Raw genomic sequence first — 13,980 nt, forward strand, 5'->3', positions numbered from 1 at the left:
CTCAAACAATTCCGAGGCCTAGCGACCCGATACGCCAAACGAGCTGCCTACCACCGCGCCGAGATCATCCTCGCCTGCATCATCCTGCACCTCCGATGAAGATCCGCAGGACACGCCCTAGTCGTCGATGGACCAGGTGAGCGTGCGCTCGTCGGGTTCCGGCCGGGGCGACCAGCGGACGGCGACCACCCGGGTGGCGTCCGGCAGGACGTAGACGGTGTGGCCGCCCAGGGTCTCCCCGGGGCGGACGCCGATCTTGTGCGGCGGGCGCGACGTCAGCGAAACCGGCGCCTTGATGACCGGTTCGCCGTCCGCGGTGAGCAGTTCGAGGTAGTTGTCCGGCAGCGAGATGAACGGGATGTTCCCGCGGTTGGTGATCTCCGTGTGCACCACGACCGACCGCTCGCCGCTCTCCAGCGAGTAGCCCGCCGCGCTGAACAGGTAGTCGGCCGGGTCCTGCACCTCGAGCAACTGCACGCTGAGCTGCTCGCCCTCCAGCCCGTGCGTTTCCATGACGTCGCCGGTCCGGCCCTTCTTGCCCTCCGGAACCGGCTGCGGCGCCGCGGCCGGCTGCTCGTCACCGCGGGCCCACGACGAGCTCTGCGGGACTCCCCAGGTGCTCATCACCGGGTCGGCGGGTGCCATCGGGGGCGCGAACTGCTGCTGCGGCGGGGCGGGCGGACGCTGCTGTGGGGGCTGCTGCTGCGGCGGCGCCATCGGCTGGCGCACCGGGGCGGACGGCGGCCCGGGGTAACGCCCCGACGGCGTGCCCTGGACGTTGTACGGGCCCGAGGGTGTTCCCTGGACGTTGTACGGCCCTGACGGCGTGCCCTGGACGTTGTACGGCCCGGAACCCTGGCCCGGCGGACCGGACGGACGCTGGTGCGGCTGCTGCTGCTGAGGTTGTTGGGGCTGCTGTGGCTGCTGTGCCCATGAAGGCGGCGAGCTCGCGATGGCGGCCCGGAGCCCGGCCGGGTCGCTTTCCACGCCCACGAGCAGCGGCAATCCGCTGCCGGAAAGGGCGACCAAGCGGTACGCGACCTCGCGCGGGTCCATGCCCACCTTGGCCGCGAGCTCGTGAACGGCGGCCTTGCCCAGGTCCGCGAGGGCGGCGAGCAGGCGGATATCCACGGGATCGGTCACAGCCACGTCCGGGAACGCTACCGTCTCGCCCCCGGCGCCGTGCGAAGGCCGTCCGCGCGCCGCGAAACCCGGCTTCGGTAGGGAGTGGTCTCCATTAGGGTCGGAGTCACCGCGCCTCCACCGACCCTGGGGAAATGAACATGACCGAAGTTTCCGCCCTCGCCGACGAGTTCGTCGAAGTCCTCTTCGACACCGAGCCGGTTATGCCTGCTTTGCAGGGCTTCCGACCGGATTCGACCGGCCTCACCGATCTCAGCGAGGCCGCGGGAGACGCCTTCCGCGCACGGCTGGCCGACATCGCCGAGCGCGCCGAAGTGATCGACGAGGCCGGGCTGAGCGCGGAAGAGAAGACCACCCGGGACGTCCTGGTCGCGATGGCGCGGGCGAGGATCGCGCTGCTCGATTCGCGGTTCGTCGAGTTCACCATCAGCGATCTGTTCATCTCGCCCGCGGCCGAGGTGCTCACCGTGCTGCCGATGATGTCGGTCGGCACGGGCACGCAGGCCGAGGCGCATCTCGGGCGGATCGCCGCGATCCCCGAGTACCTGCGGCAGGCCGCGCAGCGGCACCGCGACGGCGTGGCGCGCGGGCTGTTCCCGGTGGCCTACCTCGTCGACGCCGCCGTCGCCTACCTCGACCGCCATCTCGCCGAGCCCTCGGCCGACCCGCTGCTGCGCCAGCCCGCGCCGGACGAGGACTTCGAGACCCGCCGTGCCGCACTGCTGCGCGACGTCGTCCGGCCCGCGATCGAGGAGTACCGAGAGGTGCTCGCCAAGGAGATCGCGCCGCACGGCCGCCCCGAAGACAAGCCCGGTGTCTGCTGGCTGCCCGACGGCGAGCGCATCTACGCCCTGCTGGCCGAGATGCACACCACCACCGACCGCACCCCGCGTGAGCTGCACCAGACCGGGCTCGACGTGATCGCGAACCTCGCCGGTGAGTACCGCGAATACGGCTCCCGCGTGTTCGGCACGACCGATCTCGCCGAGATCTTCACCAAGCTCCGCAGTGACCCGGCGTTGCGCTGGTCCGGTGCCGACGAAATGCTCGATTCCGCCCGTGCGGCCATCACCAGGGCCGAAGCCGAGGCGCCGAACTGGTTCGGCCGGATCCCGCCCCAGCCGTGGAAGGTCGAGCCGGTCCCGGCCGAATCCGCGCCCGGGGCGCCCGCCGCCTACTACATGTGGCCCGCGGTCGACGGTTCCCGGCCGGGGATCTACTTCGCCAACACCCACAAGGCCGAGGAGCGCTTCCGGCACGCGGCCGAGGCGACGGCGTTCCACGAGGCCATCCCCGGCCACCACTTCCAGCTGAGCCTCGCGCAGGGACTCACCGAACTCCCGCTGCTGCGCCGCATCGGCGACTTCACCGCGTACGCCGAGGGCTGGGGTCTCTACACCGAGCGCCTCGCCGACGAGATGGGGCTGTACTCCGACGACGTCTCGCTGCTCGGCATGCTCACCATGGACTCGATGCGCGCCGGCCGCCTGGTCGTCGACACCGGTCTGCACGCGCTGGGCTGGAGCCGCCGTCAGGCGATCGACTTCCTCACCGAGAACACGCCGATGGCGGTCGTCGAGATCGAGTCCGAAGTGGACCGGTACATCGCCTTCCCCGGTCAGGCGCTGTCGTACATGGTGGGGCGCCTGGAGATCCAGCGGATCCGCGCCGAGGCCGAGCTGACGCTGGGCAGCCGCTTCGACATCAAGGCCTTCCACGACGTCGTGCTCGGCGGCGGAGCGTTGCCGCTTTCGGTGCTGGACGGCGCGGTCCGCGACTGGGTCGCCGGCCACGGCGACACCGCGAACGGGCTGGCCGAGGAACTGATGGCGCTCAAATTCGCCGAGTTCCCGCTGTGGCCGTCGCTGCTCGGGCTCCCGGGCGACCACGGCGCGATGCCGGATCCGAGCGCGGAGGCCGCGGCCGCGCACCGCGCCGCGGCGGTCGCCATCGCCGAGCGGGCCGAAGCCCTCGGTGTGGAAGGCCTTTCCCCGGCCGAGGCCGTCACCCGCGAAGTGGTGATCCAGCAGGCCAAGGCGGTGGTCGACGTGGTCGACGCCCGGGCCGCCGACTTCTCGGTCAGCGATGGGCTGGCTTCGCCCGCGTTGTTCATGCTCAACGAGCTTTCGGTGTTGACCCTGAACGACGAGGAGAAGGTCCGCGGTTACCTGAAGCGGCTGGAGGGCCTGGGCGCCTACCTCGACACCTTGATCGTCCGTCAGCGCGCCGCGGCCGCCGAGGGCCTGGTTCCGCCCGACTTCCTCGTCGAAGGCGGAATCGCTTACGTGGAGCGGTATCTCGGTGACGTGTCGACCGACCCGCTCGCGCTCACCGCGTCCGTGTCCGTCGAGGGCTACGAAGCCGAACGAGACCGGTTGCTGGCCGAAGTGGTCCGCCCCGCCTACGTGCGGTACCGCGACTTCCTCGCCGCCGAGTTGCGGCCCCTGGCGAAGACCCAGGAAGAGCCGGGGCTGTGCGCGCTTCCCGGCGGGCAGGAGAAGTACGCCGCGCTGATCCGGGCGCACACCTCCACCGAGCGCACCGCGCAGGACCTGCACGACACCGGGCTCGACATGATCGCGAAACTGGCAGGCCAGTACCGCGATCTGGGCGAGAAGATCTTCGGTACCAAGGATCTCGACAAGATCTTCGAGCAGCTCCGCACCGACCCGGCGCTGCGCTGGCGCGACGGCGACGAACTGCTCGACGCCGCGCGCGAAGCCATCGCCCGCGCCGAAGCCGTTGCCCCGCACTGGTTCTCGACCATCCCCGAGGAACGCTGCGAGGTCGAGCCGGTGCCGCCGGCGGAGGCTCCGGGCGGCACGCTCGCGTACTACATGGAGGCCGCCCTCGACGGCTCACGGCCGGGTACCTACTACGCGAACACCTACGAGGCGGAGCAGCGCCCGAAGCACACGAGCGAGGCGATCGCCTTCCACGAAGCCGTTCCCGGGCACCACTTCCAGATCTGCATCGCGCACAAGCTCAAGGGCCTGCCGATGCTGCGGAGCCACGCGGACGTCAACGCCTACACCGAAGGCTGGGGGCTGTACTCCGAGCGGCTCGCCGACGAGATGGGCCTGTACTCCAGCGACCTGACCCGGTTCGGCATGCTCACCCAGGATTCGATGCGCGCCGGACGGCTGGTGGTCGACACCGGTATGCACGCGCTCGGCTGGAGCAGGCAGCAGGCCGTCGACTTCCTCGCGAAGAACACGCCGATGGCGCAGGTGGAGATCGAGGCCGAGATCGACCGGTACGCCGCGGTCCCCGGGCAGGCGCTGTCGTACATGGTGGGACGCCTGGAGATCGAGCGGATCCGCGCCGAGGCCGAGGCCGCGCTCGGCGACCGGTTCGACATCAAGGGTTTCCACGAGGTCGTGCTGGGCAACGGCATCCTGCCGCTGCGGGTGCTGGACAACGTGGTCAAGGAGTGGGTGGCCGGCCAGTGATCTGACGCACAGGGCGCGGAGCGTTCGCGGTGAAGGTGTGCACTGGGCATACTATCGCTAAGCGAACGCTCAGTAGCTTTGTGAGGAGATGCGGATGAGGATCGGGACCGCGATCAACTACGCCGGTGGTTTCGCCGAAAGTGTGGCGGACATCGTCGAGCTGGAGAAGGCCGGCCTGGACATCGTCTTCGTCCCCGAGGCCTACTCCTTCGACGCGGTCAGCCAGCTCGGCTACGTCGCGGCGAAGACCGAGCGGGTCCAGATCGCCTCCGGCATCTTCCAGATCTACACGCGCACGCCGACGTTGACCGCGATGACCGCCGCCGGGCTCGACTTCGTCTCCGACGGCCGGTTCACCCTGGGAATCGGCGCGTCGGGCCCGCAGGTCATCGAGGGTTTCCACGGCGTGAAGTACGACGCGCCGCTCGCCCGGACCCGCGAGATCATCGACATCTGCCGTCAGGTGTGGCGGCGGGAGAAGGTGGTGCACTCAGGTGCGCACTACACGATCCCGCTGCCGCCCGAGCAGGGCACGGGCCTGGGCAAACCACTGAAGCTGATCAACCACCCGGTGCGGGAGCGGATCCCGATCCTGCTCGCCTCGATCGGCCCGAAGAACGTCGCGCTCACCGCCGAACTCGCCGAGGGCTGGGAGCCGATCTTCTTCCACCCCGAGAAGGCCGCCGAGGTCTGGGGAGCGTCGCTCGCCGAGGGCAAGGCGAAGCGTGACCCGGCGCTGGGCGAGCTCGACACCTTCGTCGGGACCGCGCTGGCCATCGGCGACGATGTCGACGGCCTGCTGGACCACCTGCGCGGCCACCTCGCGCTGTACATCGGCGGCATGGGCGCGCGCGGCAAGAACTTCTACAACAGTCTTGCGCAGCGCTACGGCTACGAGGCCGAAGCGAAGCTCATCCAGGACCTCTACCTCGACGGCAAGAAGGACGAGGCGGCCGCGGCGGTGCCGAAGGAGCTGATCAGGGCGATTTCGCTGGTCGGACCCGAGGGCTACATCAAGGAGCGGCTGGCCGCGTTCCGCGAGGCCGGGGCGACCACGCTGGTGGTCAATCCGCTGCTTCCCGGCCGCGAGGCGCGCGTCGCGCAGGTTTCGAAATTGCGCGAACTCGTCGGCTAGCCCGACGAGCGGGGGGGGAGGCGAAACTCTCACCTGTATCGATACGGTATCCTCTACCTGCGCCGGTATACCTTCCGCGGGGTCAAAATGCGGCCCTCGGAGGGAAAGAGAACGTAAACCGCACCTGAACGGCAGGGAAATCCGCCATTATCAGGAGTGAAACCGAGATCTCGGGGGAATACGTTCGCGACGAAGGTGAGGTGTCCTCGCGTGCGCAAACGGAACGGGGAACCGACCGCCGCCGTCCTCGACGTCGGCTCGTTCAGCGCCCGGCTCGTGGTGCTCGCCAAGGGCGGCACCCCTCTCGACCCGGTGCTGAGCCATCAGACGCGGCTCCGTCTCGACCGGGAGCTGGACGACGACGGAAAGCTGTCCCGGCGAGGCATCGACGCGGTCTCCTCCGCGGTCGAAGCGGGAATGACGACGGCGGCCAAGCACGGCGTCGAGGACGTCTACCCGCTCGCGACGTCTTCGATCCGCGACGCGGCCAACGTGAAGCAGGTCGTCTGTGACGTCGCGAAGGCCACCGGCGTCAAGCTCCAGTTCCTCACCGGCCGCCGGGAGGCCGAACTGGCCTACGTCGGCGCGCGCCGGTGGTACGGGGCTTCCGCGGGCGGGCTGCTGGTGCTCGACATCGGCGGCGGGACCGTCGAACTCGCCGCGGGCAAGGCCGAAGAGGCCGGCTTCGCGCACTCGCTTCCGCTCGGCGCCCGTTCACTGACGCGCGACTGGATGTCCAGCGAATGCCCGTCGCCCAAGGTGGTGGCGGCCATGCGGGATCACGTCCTCGACGAGGTCCGCGACGCGATGCAGGACGTGCTGCCGGAGATCCGCGACCACCAGGCCGTCGGTTGTTCCAAGGTTCTGCAACAGCTCGCCAGGCTCGCCGGTGATCGGCCGTCCAGGGCGCGCGAACTGCACCTCGACGACCTCCGCGCGTGGATCCCGCGGCTGGCGAAGCTGCCCGCGAAACGCCGCGCCGAGCTGCCGGGCATCTCACGGCAGCGTTCGCACCAGGCGCTGGCGGGCGCGATCGTCGCCGAGGCGTTGCTGACGTTGTCGGGCAGCCGGGTCGCGATCTGCCCCTGGTCGACCCGTGACGGTCTCCTGCTGAACATGCTCGACGGCTTGGTCACCGTCGACGGCAAAACGGCGAAAGCGGCCTGAAGACTGGCGCTTCGGGCCGCGAGCGGGTACCCCGGAGTCATGAGGGAAAGCAAGAAGGGCCTCGGGAACGACGAGGACGACGATCTCGACGATCTCCGCAAGCTCCAGCCGAAGACCGACGTGCCCGGCGCGCCCCACCGTGACATCGGGCCGCACGGGACCGAAGAGGTCGACGGGGTGCCGGGCAGCGGCGAGGCTCCGGCGGAGCCGCCGGACTGAGCACTCGTAGGGCTCAGGCGTCCTTCGGCTTCCTCCGCACCGGAGTCCGCCCGACGGGCTGGACCGGCGCCGGTCCCGGGTCGATCGACGGGATCGGCAGCCGCACCGGTTCCGAGGTGACCGTGAACGCGTCCCCGTGATGGACCAGCTCCAGCGGTTCCCCGGTGATCACGTGGTACGTCGCGCCCTCGCCGTCGACCTCGACCTGGAACCGGGTGCCGCGGAAGGTCAGGCGGAAGGCGATCCGCCGCAACTGGGGCGGCAGCCTTGGGGCGAAGGTCAGCCGTCCGCCGTAATCGCGCAACCCGCCGAAGCCCGCGACGGTGCCTTGCCACGCGCCGGCCAGTGATGCCATGTGCAGGCCGTTGCGGACGTTGTTGTGGACGTCGTGCAGGTCGGTGAGCGCGGCTTCGGCGAGGTAGTCGTAAGCCAGTTCGAGGTGGCCGCATTCGGCCGCCACCACGGCTTGCGTTCCCGCCGACAGCGAGGAATCCCGCACCGTCCGGGCTTCGTAGTAGGCGAAGTTGCGGGCCTTTTCCTCCGGGGTGAAGGAATCCCCGCACAGGTGCAGCGCGAGCACGAGGTCCGCCTGCTTGACCACCTGCTTGCGATAGAGGTCGAAGTACGGGAAATTCAGCAGCAGCGGGTAGAAATCCTGTTCGGTGGCTTCGAAATCCCAGTCGTCGTGTTCCAGGAATCCTTCGGACTGCGGGTGGACGCCGAGATCCTCGTCGTAGGGCACCAGCATCGCTTCGGAGGCCTTGCGCCACAACGCGGTCTCTTCCGCGTCCACTCCGAACGCACTCGCCACGTCCTCGTGCTGTTCACAGATTTCGGCGGCGTAGAACAGGTTCCGCCGCGCCATCAGGTTCGTGTAGACGTTGTTGTCCGCCACCGCGGAGTACTCGTCGGGCCCGGTCACGCCGTCGATCCGGAACCGGCCCCGGCGGTCGAAATGCCCCAGCGACAGCCACATCCGCGCGGTTTCGAGCAGCAGTTCCGCGCCGCAGGTCCGCATGAACTCGTCGTCGCCGGTGGCGTTGAGGTAGCGCACCACGGCGTCGGAGATGTCCGCGCTGACGTGGAACGCCGCCGTGCCCGCCGGCCAGTACGCCGAGCATTCCGCGCCGTTGATGGAACGCCAGGGGAAGGCGGCACCGCGTAGACCGAGCTGGGTCGCCCGCTCCCTCGCTTTGTCCAAAGTGGAGTGACGCCAGCGCAGCGCGTCGCGGGCCGCGTCCGGCATGCTGTAGGTGAGCACGGGCAGGACGAAGGTCTCGGTGTCCCAGAACGCGTGCCCGTCGTAGCCCGGGCCGGTCAGCCCCTTGCCCGCCAGTGCCCTCGTCTCCCCGCGGGCGCCGGCCTGCAGGAGATGGAAGAGCGAGAACCGGACGGCCTGCTGCAGTTCCGGATCGCCGTCGATCTCGATGTCGGAGGTTTCCCAGAAGTCGTCGAGGAATTCGCGCTGTTCGGCGAGCAGGCCCTTCCAGCCGGTCTGCCGCGCGCCGGCGAGCGCGGCGTCGACCTGCGCGCGCACCGCGGGCACCGAGCGCTGCGCGGACCAGCCGTAGGCGAGGAACTTGGTGATGCGCAGCTTCCCGCCCTTCGGCACGTCGACGGCGATGGTGAGCCGCGCCAGGTCTTCTTCGGCCTGGATATGCGTGCGGACCCCGTCGGTGACGTCGATCTTGTGGTCCATCGCCGCGGCCATCCGCAGCCCGGAGTTACGCGTCTGGTGCACCAGCACCGCGTGCATGGCCTCGCAATGCTGGAACAGCGCCACCAACGGCGATTCGATGGCGGCGGCGACCCGCGGGTCGCGGGTGTCGGATTCGACGGGCTCGTTCGCCAGCAGATCCGACTGCGCGACCAGTTGCAGTTCCTCGTCGAGCGGTTCGACCTCGTACCGGATCGCGGCCACGGACCGCTGGGTGAAGGAGACCAGGCGTTCGGTCTTCACCCGCACGCGGCGCCCGGTCGGCGACGACCAGACGGTGGTGCGCGCCAGGGTGCCCTTGCGGAAGTCGAGGACGCGGTCGTGGTCGGTGGCCTGGCCGTAGCGCATGTCGAGCGGTTCGTCCTCGACCAGCAGCCGGATGATCTTGCCGTCGGTCACGTTGACGACGGTCTGTCCCTCTTCCGGGTAGCCGTAGCCGGTTTCGGCGTACGGCAGATCGTGCTGCTCGTAGAAACCGTTGAGATAGGTACCCGGCAGGCCGCGGGGTTCGGCCTCCTCCAGCGTGCCGCGCAGCCCGATGTGCCCGTTGGACACCGCGAACGCCGATTCGGTGCGCTGCAGGGCATCGACGTCCATGCCGTGCCAGCGCAGCTCCCAGGGCGAGACTTCGTAGCCGCGCAAAAGCGAGTCGGTCACTTCTTGTCCTCCAGGAGTTCGGCGAGGTCGTCGACCACGACGTCGGCGCCGTGCGCGAGCAGTTCGCCCGCCTGGTGCGCGCGGTTCACCCCGACCACGTAACCGAAACCGCCGTCCTTACCCGCTTGCACGCCCGCGAGCGCGTCCTCGAACACGACCGCGTTCCGCGGTGCGACACCGAGCGCCTCGGCGCCGGCGAGGAACGAATCGGGTGCGGGCTTGCCGCGTAAGCCTTTCTCGGCGAGCACGATCCCGTCGATCCGCGTCTCGACGAAGCGCGTCAGATCGGCGGCGTCGAGGACCTTCGCGCCGTTGGCCGACGAGGTGACGACACCGATGCGCAATCCGGCCGCTTTCGCCGCCTCCAGGTACCGCACGGAACCGGGGTACGGGCTGACACCTTCTTCGTCGATGATCTTCAGGACCAGCTGGTTCTTGCGGTTCCCGACGCCGTTGACGGTGGGGGCGTCGATGCCGTCGTCCGGTTTTCCTTCGGGCAGTTCGATCCCGCGCGAGGTGAGGAAGGTGCGGACGCCGTCGGCCCGCGGCCTCCCGTCGACGTAGGCCGCGTAGTCGGTGTCGGTGAACGGCGAGAACGAGTCGCCGTCCCGGGTGCGCAGGAAGTCGTCGAACGTGCGCCTCCACGCCTCGCGGTGCTGCGCCGCTGTTCCGGTCAGCACTCCGTCCAGGTCGAAGAGACAGGCCGTGATGGTGTCCGGCAGACCGATCATGTCTCCGCACGCTACCCGCGCGGGACGGCGTTCGCAGGGGTCTCGCTCAGGTTCCGGGGTGCGGCCGGACGAGGTGGATGAGTTCGTGCACGGTCGCGTCGGCGAGGCTGTAGCGGACGATCCGGCCGTCGCGCCTGGTCGCCACCAGACCGTGTGCGCGCAGCAGCCGCAACGCCTGCGAGACCGCGGTGTCGGTCATCCCGGTGGCGGCGGCGAGATCGGTGACACTGATCTCGCGCGCGTAGTGGATGGAGACGAGCAGCGCGAGCCGCGACGGATCCGCGACGAGCGAGAACCGTTGCGCCCATTCGGTGATCGCCTCCCGGTCGCCCATTCCGGCGACGGCGGCGTCCACGCGGTCCGGCTCGATGCTCACACCGCGATGTTAGGCGGCGCGCACCACGAGTGCGACGTGCCGCGCGGCCCGGTCCAGCGGATCGGGGGACCGCCGGACGCGGCTGACCAGCAGCGCGCCTTCGAGGTTGTTCATGATGGCCACCGCGATGTCTTCGGCGTCGTCGACACCGTGGCCGCCGAGCAGTTCCACCAGCAGCACATGCCAGGCGGCGAACGCGTCCTGACACGCCTTGGTGATCGCGGGGGACGCGTGCGCCATCTCCAGGGTGATAGTGGCGAGCGGGCAGCCGCCGCGGTAGTCGTCGGCCGCCAGTGCCTCGCCGGCCTTGCGATACCACCAGCTCACGGCGTCCTCGACGGTGTCGTTGCGCTCGAACGCGCGGCGGACCGTCTTCGCCACGACGGTGGTGCCGAGTTCGATCGCGGCCACCGCCAGCTGTTCCTTGCCGCCGGGGAAGTGGTGGTACGCCGACCCCCACGGCGTCCCGGCCTGTTCGACCAGCCGTCGCCACGAGGTGGCCTGGTAGCCCTCGCGTCGGAACAGGGTCATCGCGGTCGAGATCATCCGCTCGCGGGTGGTGGCATCGGACACGTCCACAGCGTACCCCCTTGACTAGGACGGCCGTCTTAGTCAAGCCTAGGACGATCGTCTTAGTCAGCGAGGAGGGCGGCATGACCGTCGACATCACCGGGCAGACCAGGCAGAAGACCGTGACCTGGCAGGACCCGATGCCCACCGCCCGGCTCGGCCGCGAGCTGTCCGGGCTGGAGTACCTGAGCGGGATCGCCGACGGCCGTATCCCGCCGCCCCCGATCTCCGCGCATTTCGGCATGCGCTGGGTGAGCGTGGCCGAGGGCGACGTCGTGCTCGCGGCGACGCCGGACGAGTCGCTGTACAACCCGATCGGCACGGTGCACGGCGGCGTCGCGGCGACCCTGCTGGACTCGGCGGTCGGCTGCGCGGTGCATTCGACCCTGCCCGCCGGGGTCGGGTACACGTCGGTCGAACTGAAGGTCAGCTACCTGCGGGCCATCTCCGGTTCGGTGGGGGAGATCCGCGCGCACGGATGGATCGTGAAGGCCGGTTCGCGCGTGGCTTTCGCGGAAGGCGACATCCGCGACGCGCAGGGCAAGGTGCTCGCGACGGCGTCGAGCACCTGCCTGATCATCGCGCCCTGATTCAGCGATACCCGGGCTGTGGCCGTGCTCAGGCCGCGCCGACCCGCCGTTCGAACACCAGGCCCTCGGCGGCGCGAAGGCCGACGCTGATCGCGCCGGTCAGCACGCCGTCGTCGCCCAGTTCACCCTGGACGACCGACGGGACGAGCGGGGTGAACGAGCGCAGCGCGCGGTCGATCGGGTCGAGCAGCAGATCGGCCGCGGTGCCGATACCGCCGCCGAGCACGATGAGTTCGGGGTCGATCACCGCGGCCACCGACGCCACCGTGTAGGCGAGCCTGTCGGCCTCCGCCTCGACGGCGCGCATCGCGAGTTCGTCGCCGTCGCGGGCGAGCCGGAAGACCTCGCGGGCCGATTTCGCCGTGCCCAGCCCGAGTTCCCGTGCGCCGCGGACCACCGACTGTGCGGCGGTCGCCTCTTCGAGGTGACCGCGGACCGGTGGGGCGTCGTCGCCGTGGCCTCCCGTGTGCGACTGGCCGTAGGGCAGGTAGCCGATCTCGCCCGCCGCGCCGGCCGCGCCGCGGAAGACCTCGCCGTTGACCATCACGCCCATGCCGACACCGGTGCCGATGGTGATGCAGCCGAACACGGACGCGCCGCGCGCGGCACCGCGTTCCCATTCGCCGACGGCGGTGAGGTTCGCGTCGTTCTCCACCATGAGGTCGGGGCCGAGTACGCCTTCGAGTTCGTCGAGCAGACCGGCCTTGCCCCAGCCGGGCAGGTTCGGCGCGTGCCGGAAGCAGCGTTTGACCGGGTCGGCGACGCCGGGGGAGCCCAGCACCCGCACGATGATGTCCGCCTGGCTCAGTCCCGCTTCGCGCACGGTCGCCGCCGCGAGCGCTCCCACGGCGCTGACCAGCGCGGTACCCGAACGGGAACTGTTCCGCTCGTCACGGCGGGCGACCACGGTGTGGCCGAGATCCGAGACGGCGACGCGGAGGTGCTCGCGGCCGATGTCGACGCCGAGGACGTACCCGGCGGTGGGATCGGCTTCGTAGAGGACGGCGGAGCGGCCGGTGCCGGTCGAGGTGTGGCCGGTCGCCCTGGCGAGGCCCGCCGCTTCGAGGGCCAGCAACGCTTGGCTCACCGTCGGTTTCGACAGACCGGTGTCCTTGGCGACCTGCGGCCGCGTGGCGGGGCCGCTGCGGCGCAGGAGGTCCAGCACGGCGCGCTGATTGATCTTCCGCATCCCGGCGGGTGTGCCGACGGGCGGACTTTCTGCGCCAACCACGAGCTTCGCCTCCTGTCGAACCAAGGTGTTCCCACCAAAGCTATCCGGGTCCGGCCCGAAAAGGGCAAGAAGGTTTACATTCGGTGGTTCCCGGCGACGATAAACGTGTTCTCGGCGCAAATCGCGCATGGCGCGCGCAAAAACCCGGTGATTCACCCGGTGTCCGGATGGATGCTCCCAGTGACCGGAAATGGTCTAGACCAAGAGGGCGATCAAGCGGGCGATCAAGTGGGTCAGGCGACGTGACGGCTGGCCGGTCGCCGGAATCCCCTGTGCTGGCGGGGTCGTTCGGGGGTGTCGCTCGTGTCGTGGTCGTCCGCGGCGGACAGCGAATCCGGCACGTCGGCCGTCGTCGCCGGGCTGGGCCGGTTGCGCAGGCGATGCTGCCGGTGCACCACGAAGAGCAGCACCAGGCCGAGGACCACCAGCCCGTGGGTGAGCACCCGCCCGGCGGTGACCGTGCCCGCGACGAGGTCGCCCGCGGACAGCGCCAGGAGCAGGGCGACGAACCCGGTCAGTGCGGGCAGTTGCCCGGCCGCCGCCTTCGTGCGGACGGCCGCCCAGCCGAGGCCGACGCCGACCGCGAGGTTCCACGCGCTGCTCTCGTGGGAAAGGTGCCCGACCAGCGACTCCGCGCCGTGGCCGGCGGCGTGGTCCTCCACCCCCATCAGCTGGGCGAAGGCCAGGCCGAGCTGGGCGATCGCGACCAGGGCGAGCGCGATCCGGACCGGCCAGCCCTCGCTGGGCGGGGCGGGAGTGCGTTCCAGGATGACGGCGGTGAGGTCCGGGACCGGCGGCGCGGGACGCAGCAGGATGGTCCGGTGCAGCCGCTCGGCGCGGCTGAACCACGACCGGCAGGCGGCGCAGCCGGCCAGATGCCGGTCCACCGTCTCGGGCGGGGCGGGTTCGGTTTCGCCGTCGAGCCGGGCCGACAGGGCCTCGCGGCAGGTCTCGCACTTCACGTCTCACTTGTCGGGCGCGGGCCTGCCCGG

At 70.0% G+C, this 13,980-nt stretch carries 12 protein-coding genes; 5 read left to right on the forward strand and 7 right to left on the reverse strand.

Features of this window, described 5'->3' with window-relative positions:
- Window positions 1-117: 117 nt before the first annotated feature.
- Window positions 118-1,149 (reverse strand): AsnC family protein, encoded by a 1,032-nt coding sequence (locus ACLJRL_RS34155; RefSeq protein ID WP_410660486.1) that lies wholly within the window; start codon window positions 1,147-1,149, stop codon window positions 118-120.
- A gap of 134 nt (window positions 1,150-1,283) precedes the next feature.
- Here ACLJRL_RS34155 and ACLJRL_RS34160 point away from each other — a divergent pair, with 134 nt between their 5' ends.
- The 4 genes from ACLJRL_RS34160 to ACLJRL_RS34175 all read left to right on the forward strand — a co-directional run bounded on the left by ACLJRL_RS34160 (window position 1,284) and on the right by ACLJRL_RS34175 (window position 7,116).
- A complete protein-coding gene (locus ACLJRL_RS34160) occupies window positions 1,284-4,595 on the forward strand; it encodes a DUF885 domain-containing protein (RefSeq protein ID WP_410660487.1) in 3,312 nt (1,103 codons plus the stop codon).
- Window positions 4,596-4,689: 94 nt separating this feature from the next.
- The gene (locus ACLJRL_RS34165) at window positions 4,690-5,730 is read left to right on the forward strand and encodes an LLM class F420-dependent oxidoreductase (RefSeq protein ID WP_410660488.1); all 1,041 of its coding nucleotides are present in this window, start codon (window positions 4,690-4,692) and stop codon (window positions 5,728-5,730) included.
- A 210-nt stretch (window positions 5,731-5,940) separates the two neighbouring features.
- On the forward strand, window positions 5,941-6,897 hold the full coding sequence (locus ACLJRL_RS34170) for a Ppx/GppA phosphatase family protein (RefSeq protein ID WP_410660489.1): 957 nt from the start codon (window positions 5,941-5,943) through the stop codon (window positions 6,895-6,897).
- Between the two features lie 39 nt (window positions 6,898-6,936).
- Window positions 6,937-7,116: a hypothetical protein gene (locus tag ACLJRL_RS34175; protein ID WP_410660490.1), complete on the forward strand. Its 180-nt coding sequence runs from the start codon at window positions 6,937-6,939 to the stop codon at window positions 7,114-7,116.
- Between the two features lie 13 nt (window positions 7,117-7,129).
- Here the strand turns inward: ACLJRL_RS34175 and ACLJRL_RS34180 are convergent, their stop codons facing one another.
- Genes ACLJRL_RS34180 through ACLJRL_RS34195 form a run of 4 tightly spaced genes read right to left on the reverse strand, consistent with a single transcriptional unit; the run spans window position 7,130 to window position 11,170 of the window.
- Window positions 7,130-9,430, reverse strand: a complete 2,301-nt coding sequence (locus tag ACLJRL_RS34180; protein ID WP_410660625.1) for a glycoside hydrolase family 65 protein — start codon at window positions 9,428-9,430, stop codon at window positions 7,130-7,132.
- Window positions 9,431-9,486: 56 nt separating this feature from the next.
- Complete coding sequence (locus tag ACLJRL_RS34185) at window positions 9,487-10,221, reverse strand: HAD family hydrolase (RefSeq protein WP_410660491.1); 735 nt, start codon at window positions 10,219-10,221, stop codon at window positions 9,487-9,489.
- 46 nt (window positions 10,222-10,267) lie between these two features.
- A complete protein-coding gene (locus ACLJRL_RS34190) occupies window positions 10,268-10,555 on the reverse strand; it encodes an ArsR/SmtB family transcription factor (protein ID WP_410660626.1) in 288 nt (95 codons plus the stop codon).
- A 51-nt stretch (window positions 10,556-10,606) separates the two neighbouring features.
- Window positions 10,607-11,170, reverse strand: a complete 564-nt coding sequence (locus tag ACLJRL_RS34195; RefSeq protein WP_410660492.1) for a TetR/AcrR family transcriptional regulator — start codon at window positions 11,168-11,170, stop codon at window positions 10,607-10,609.
- An 80-nt stretch (window positions 11,171-11,250) separates the two neighbouring features.
- Here ACLJRL_RS34195 and ACLJRL_RS34200 point away from each other — a divergent pair, with 80 nt between their 5' ends.
- The gene (locus ACLJRL_RS34200; protein ID WP_410660493.1) at window positions 11,251-11,757 is read left to right on the forward strand and encodes a PaaI family thioesterase; all 507 of its coding nucleotides are present in this window, start codon (window positions 11,251-11,253) and stop codon (window positions 11,755-11,757) included.
- Between the two features lie 28 nt (window positions 11,758-11,785).
- Here ACLJRL_RS34200 and ACLJRL_RS34205 read toward each other — a convergent pair whose 3' ends face one another.
- Complete coding sequence (locus ACLJRL_RS34205; protein ID WP_410660494.1) at window positions 11,786-12,988, reverse strand: ROK family protein; 1,203 nt, start codon at window positions 12,986-12,988, stop codon at window positions 11,786-11,788.
- Window positions 12,989-13,221: 233 nt separating this feature from the next.
- Window positions 13,222-13,950 (reverse strand): zf-HC2 domain-containing protein, encoded by a 729-nt coding sequence (locus tag ACLJRL_RS34210; RefSeq protein ID WP_410660495.1) that lies wholly within the window; start codon window positions 13,948-13,950, stop codon window positions 13,222-13,224.
- Window positions 13,951-13,980 lie beyond the last annotated feature (30 nt).

The sequence above is a fragment of the Amycolatopsis sp. lyj-112 genome (assembly GCF_046549055.1).
Classification (GTDB): domain Bacteria; phylum Actinomycetota; class Actinomycetes; order Mycobacteriales; family Pseudonocardiaceae; genus Amycolatopsis.

Bases quoted from the DNA above. Each gene is read 5' to 3' on its own strand.
- ACLJRL_RS34165 (WP_410660488.1), top strand. From the start codon at position 4,690: ATGAGGATCGGGACCGCGATCAACTACGCCGGTGGTTTCGCCGAAAGT.
- ACLJRL_RS34175 (WP_410660490.1), top strand. From the start codon at position 6,937: ATGAGGGAAAGCAAGAAGGGCCTCGGGAACGACGAGGACGACGATCTC.
- ACLJRL_RS34185 (WP_410660491.1), bottom strand. From the start codon at position 10,221: ATGATCGGTCTGCCGGACACCATCACGGCCTGTCTCTTCGACCTGGAC.
- ACLJRL_RS34200 (WP_410660493.1), top strand. From the start codon at position 11,251: ATGACCGTCGACATCACCGGGCAGACCAGGCAGAAGACCGTGACCTGG.
- ACLJRL_RS34160 (WP_410660487.1), top strand. From the start codon at position 1,284: ATGACCGAAGTTTCCGCCCTCGCCGACGAGTTCGTCGAAGTCCTCTTC.
- ACLJRL_RS34180 (WP_410660625.1), bottom strand. From the start codon at position 9,430: ATGGACGTCGATGCCCTGCAGCGCACCGAATCGGCGTTCGCGGTGTCC.
- ACLJRL_RS34190 (WP_410660626.1), bottom strand. From the start codon at position 10,555: ATGGGCGACCGGGAGGCGATCACCGAATGGGCGCAACGGTTCTCGCTC.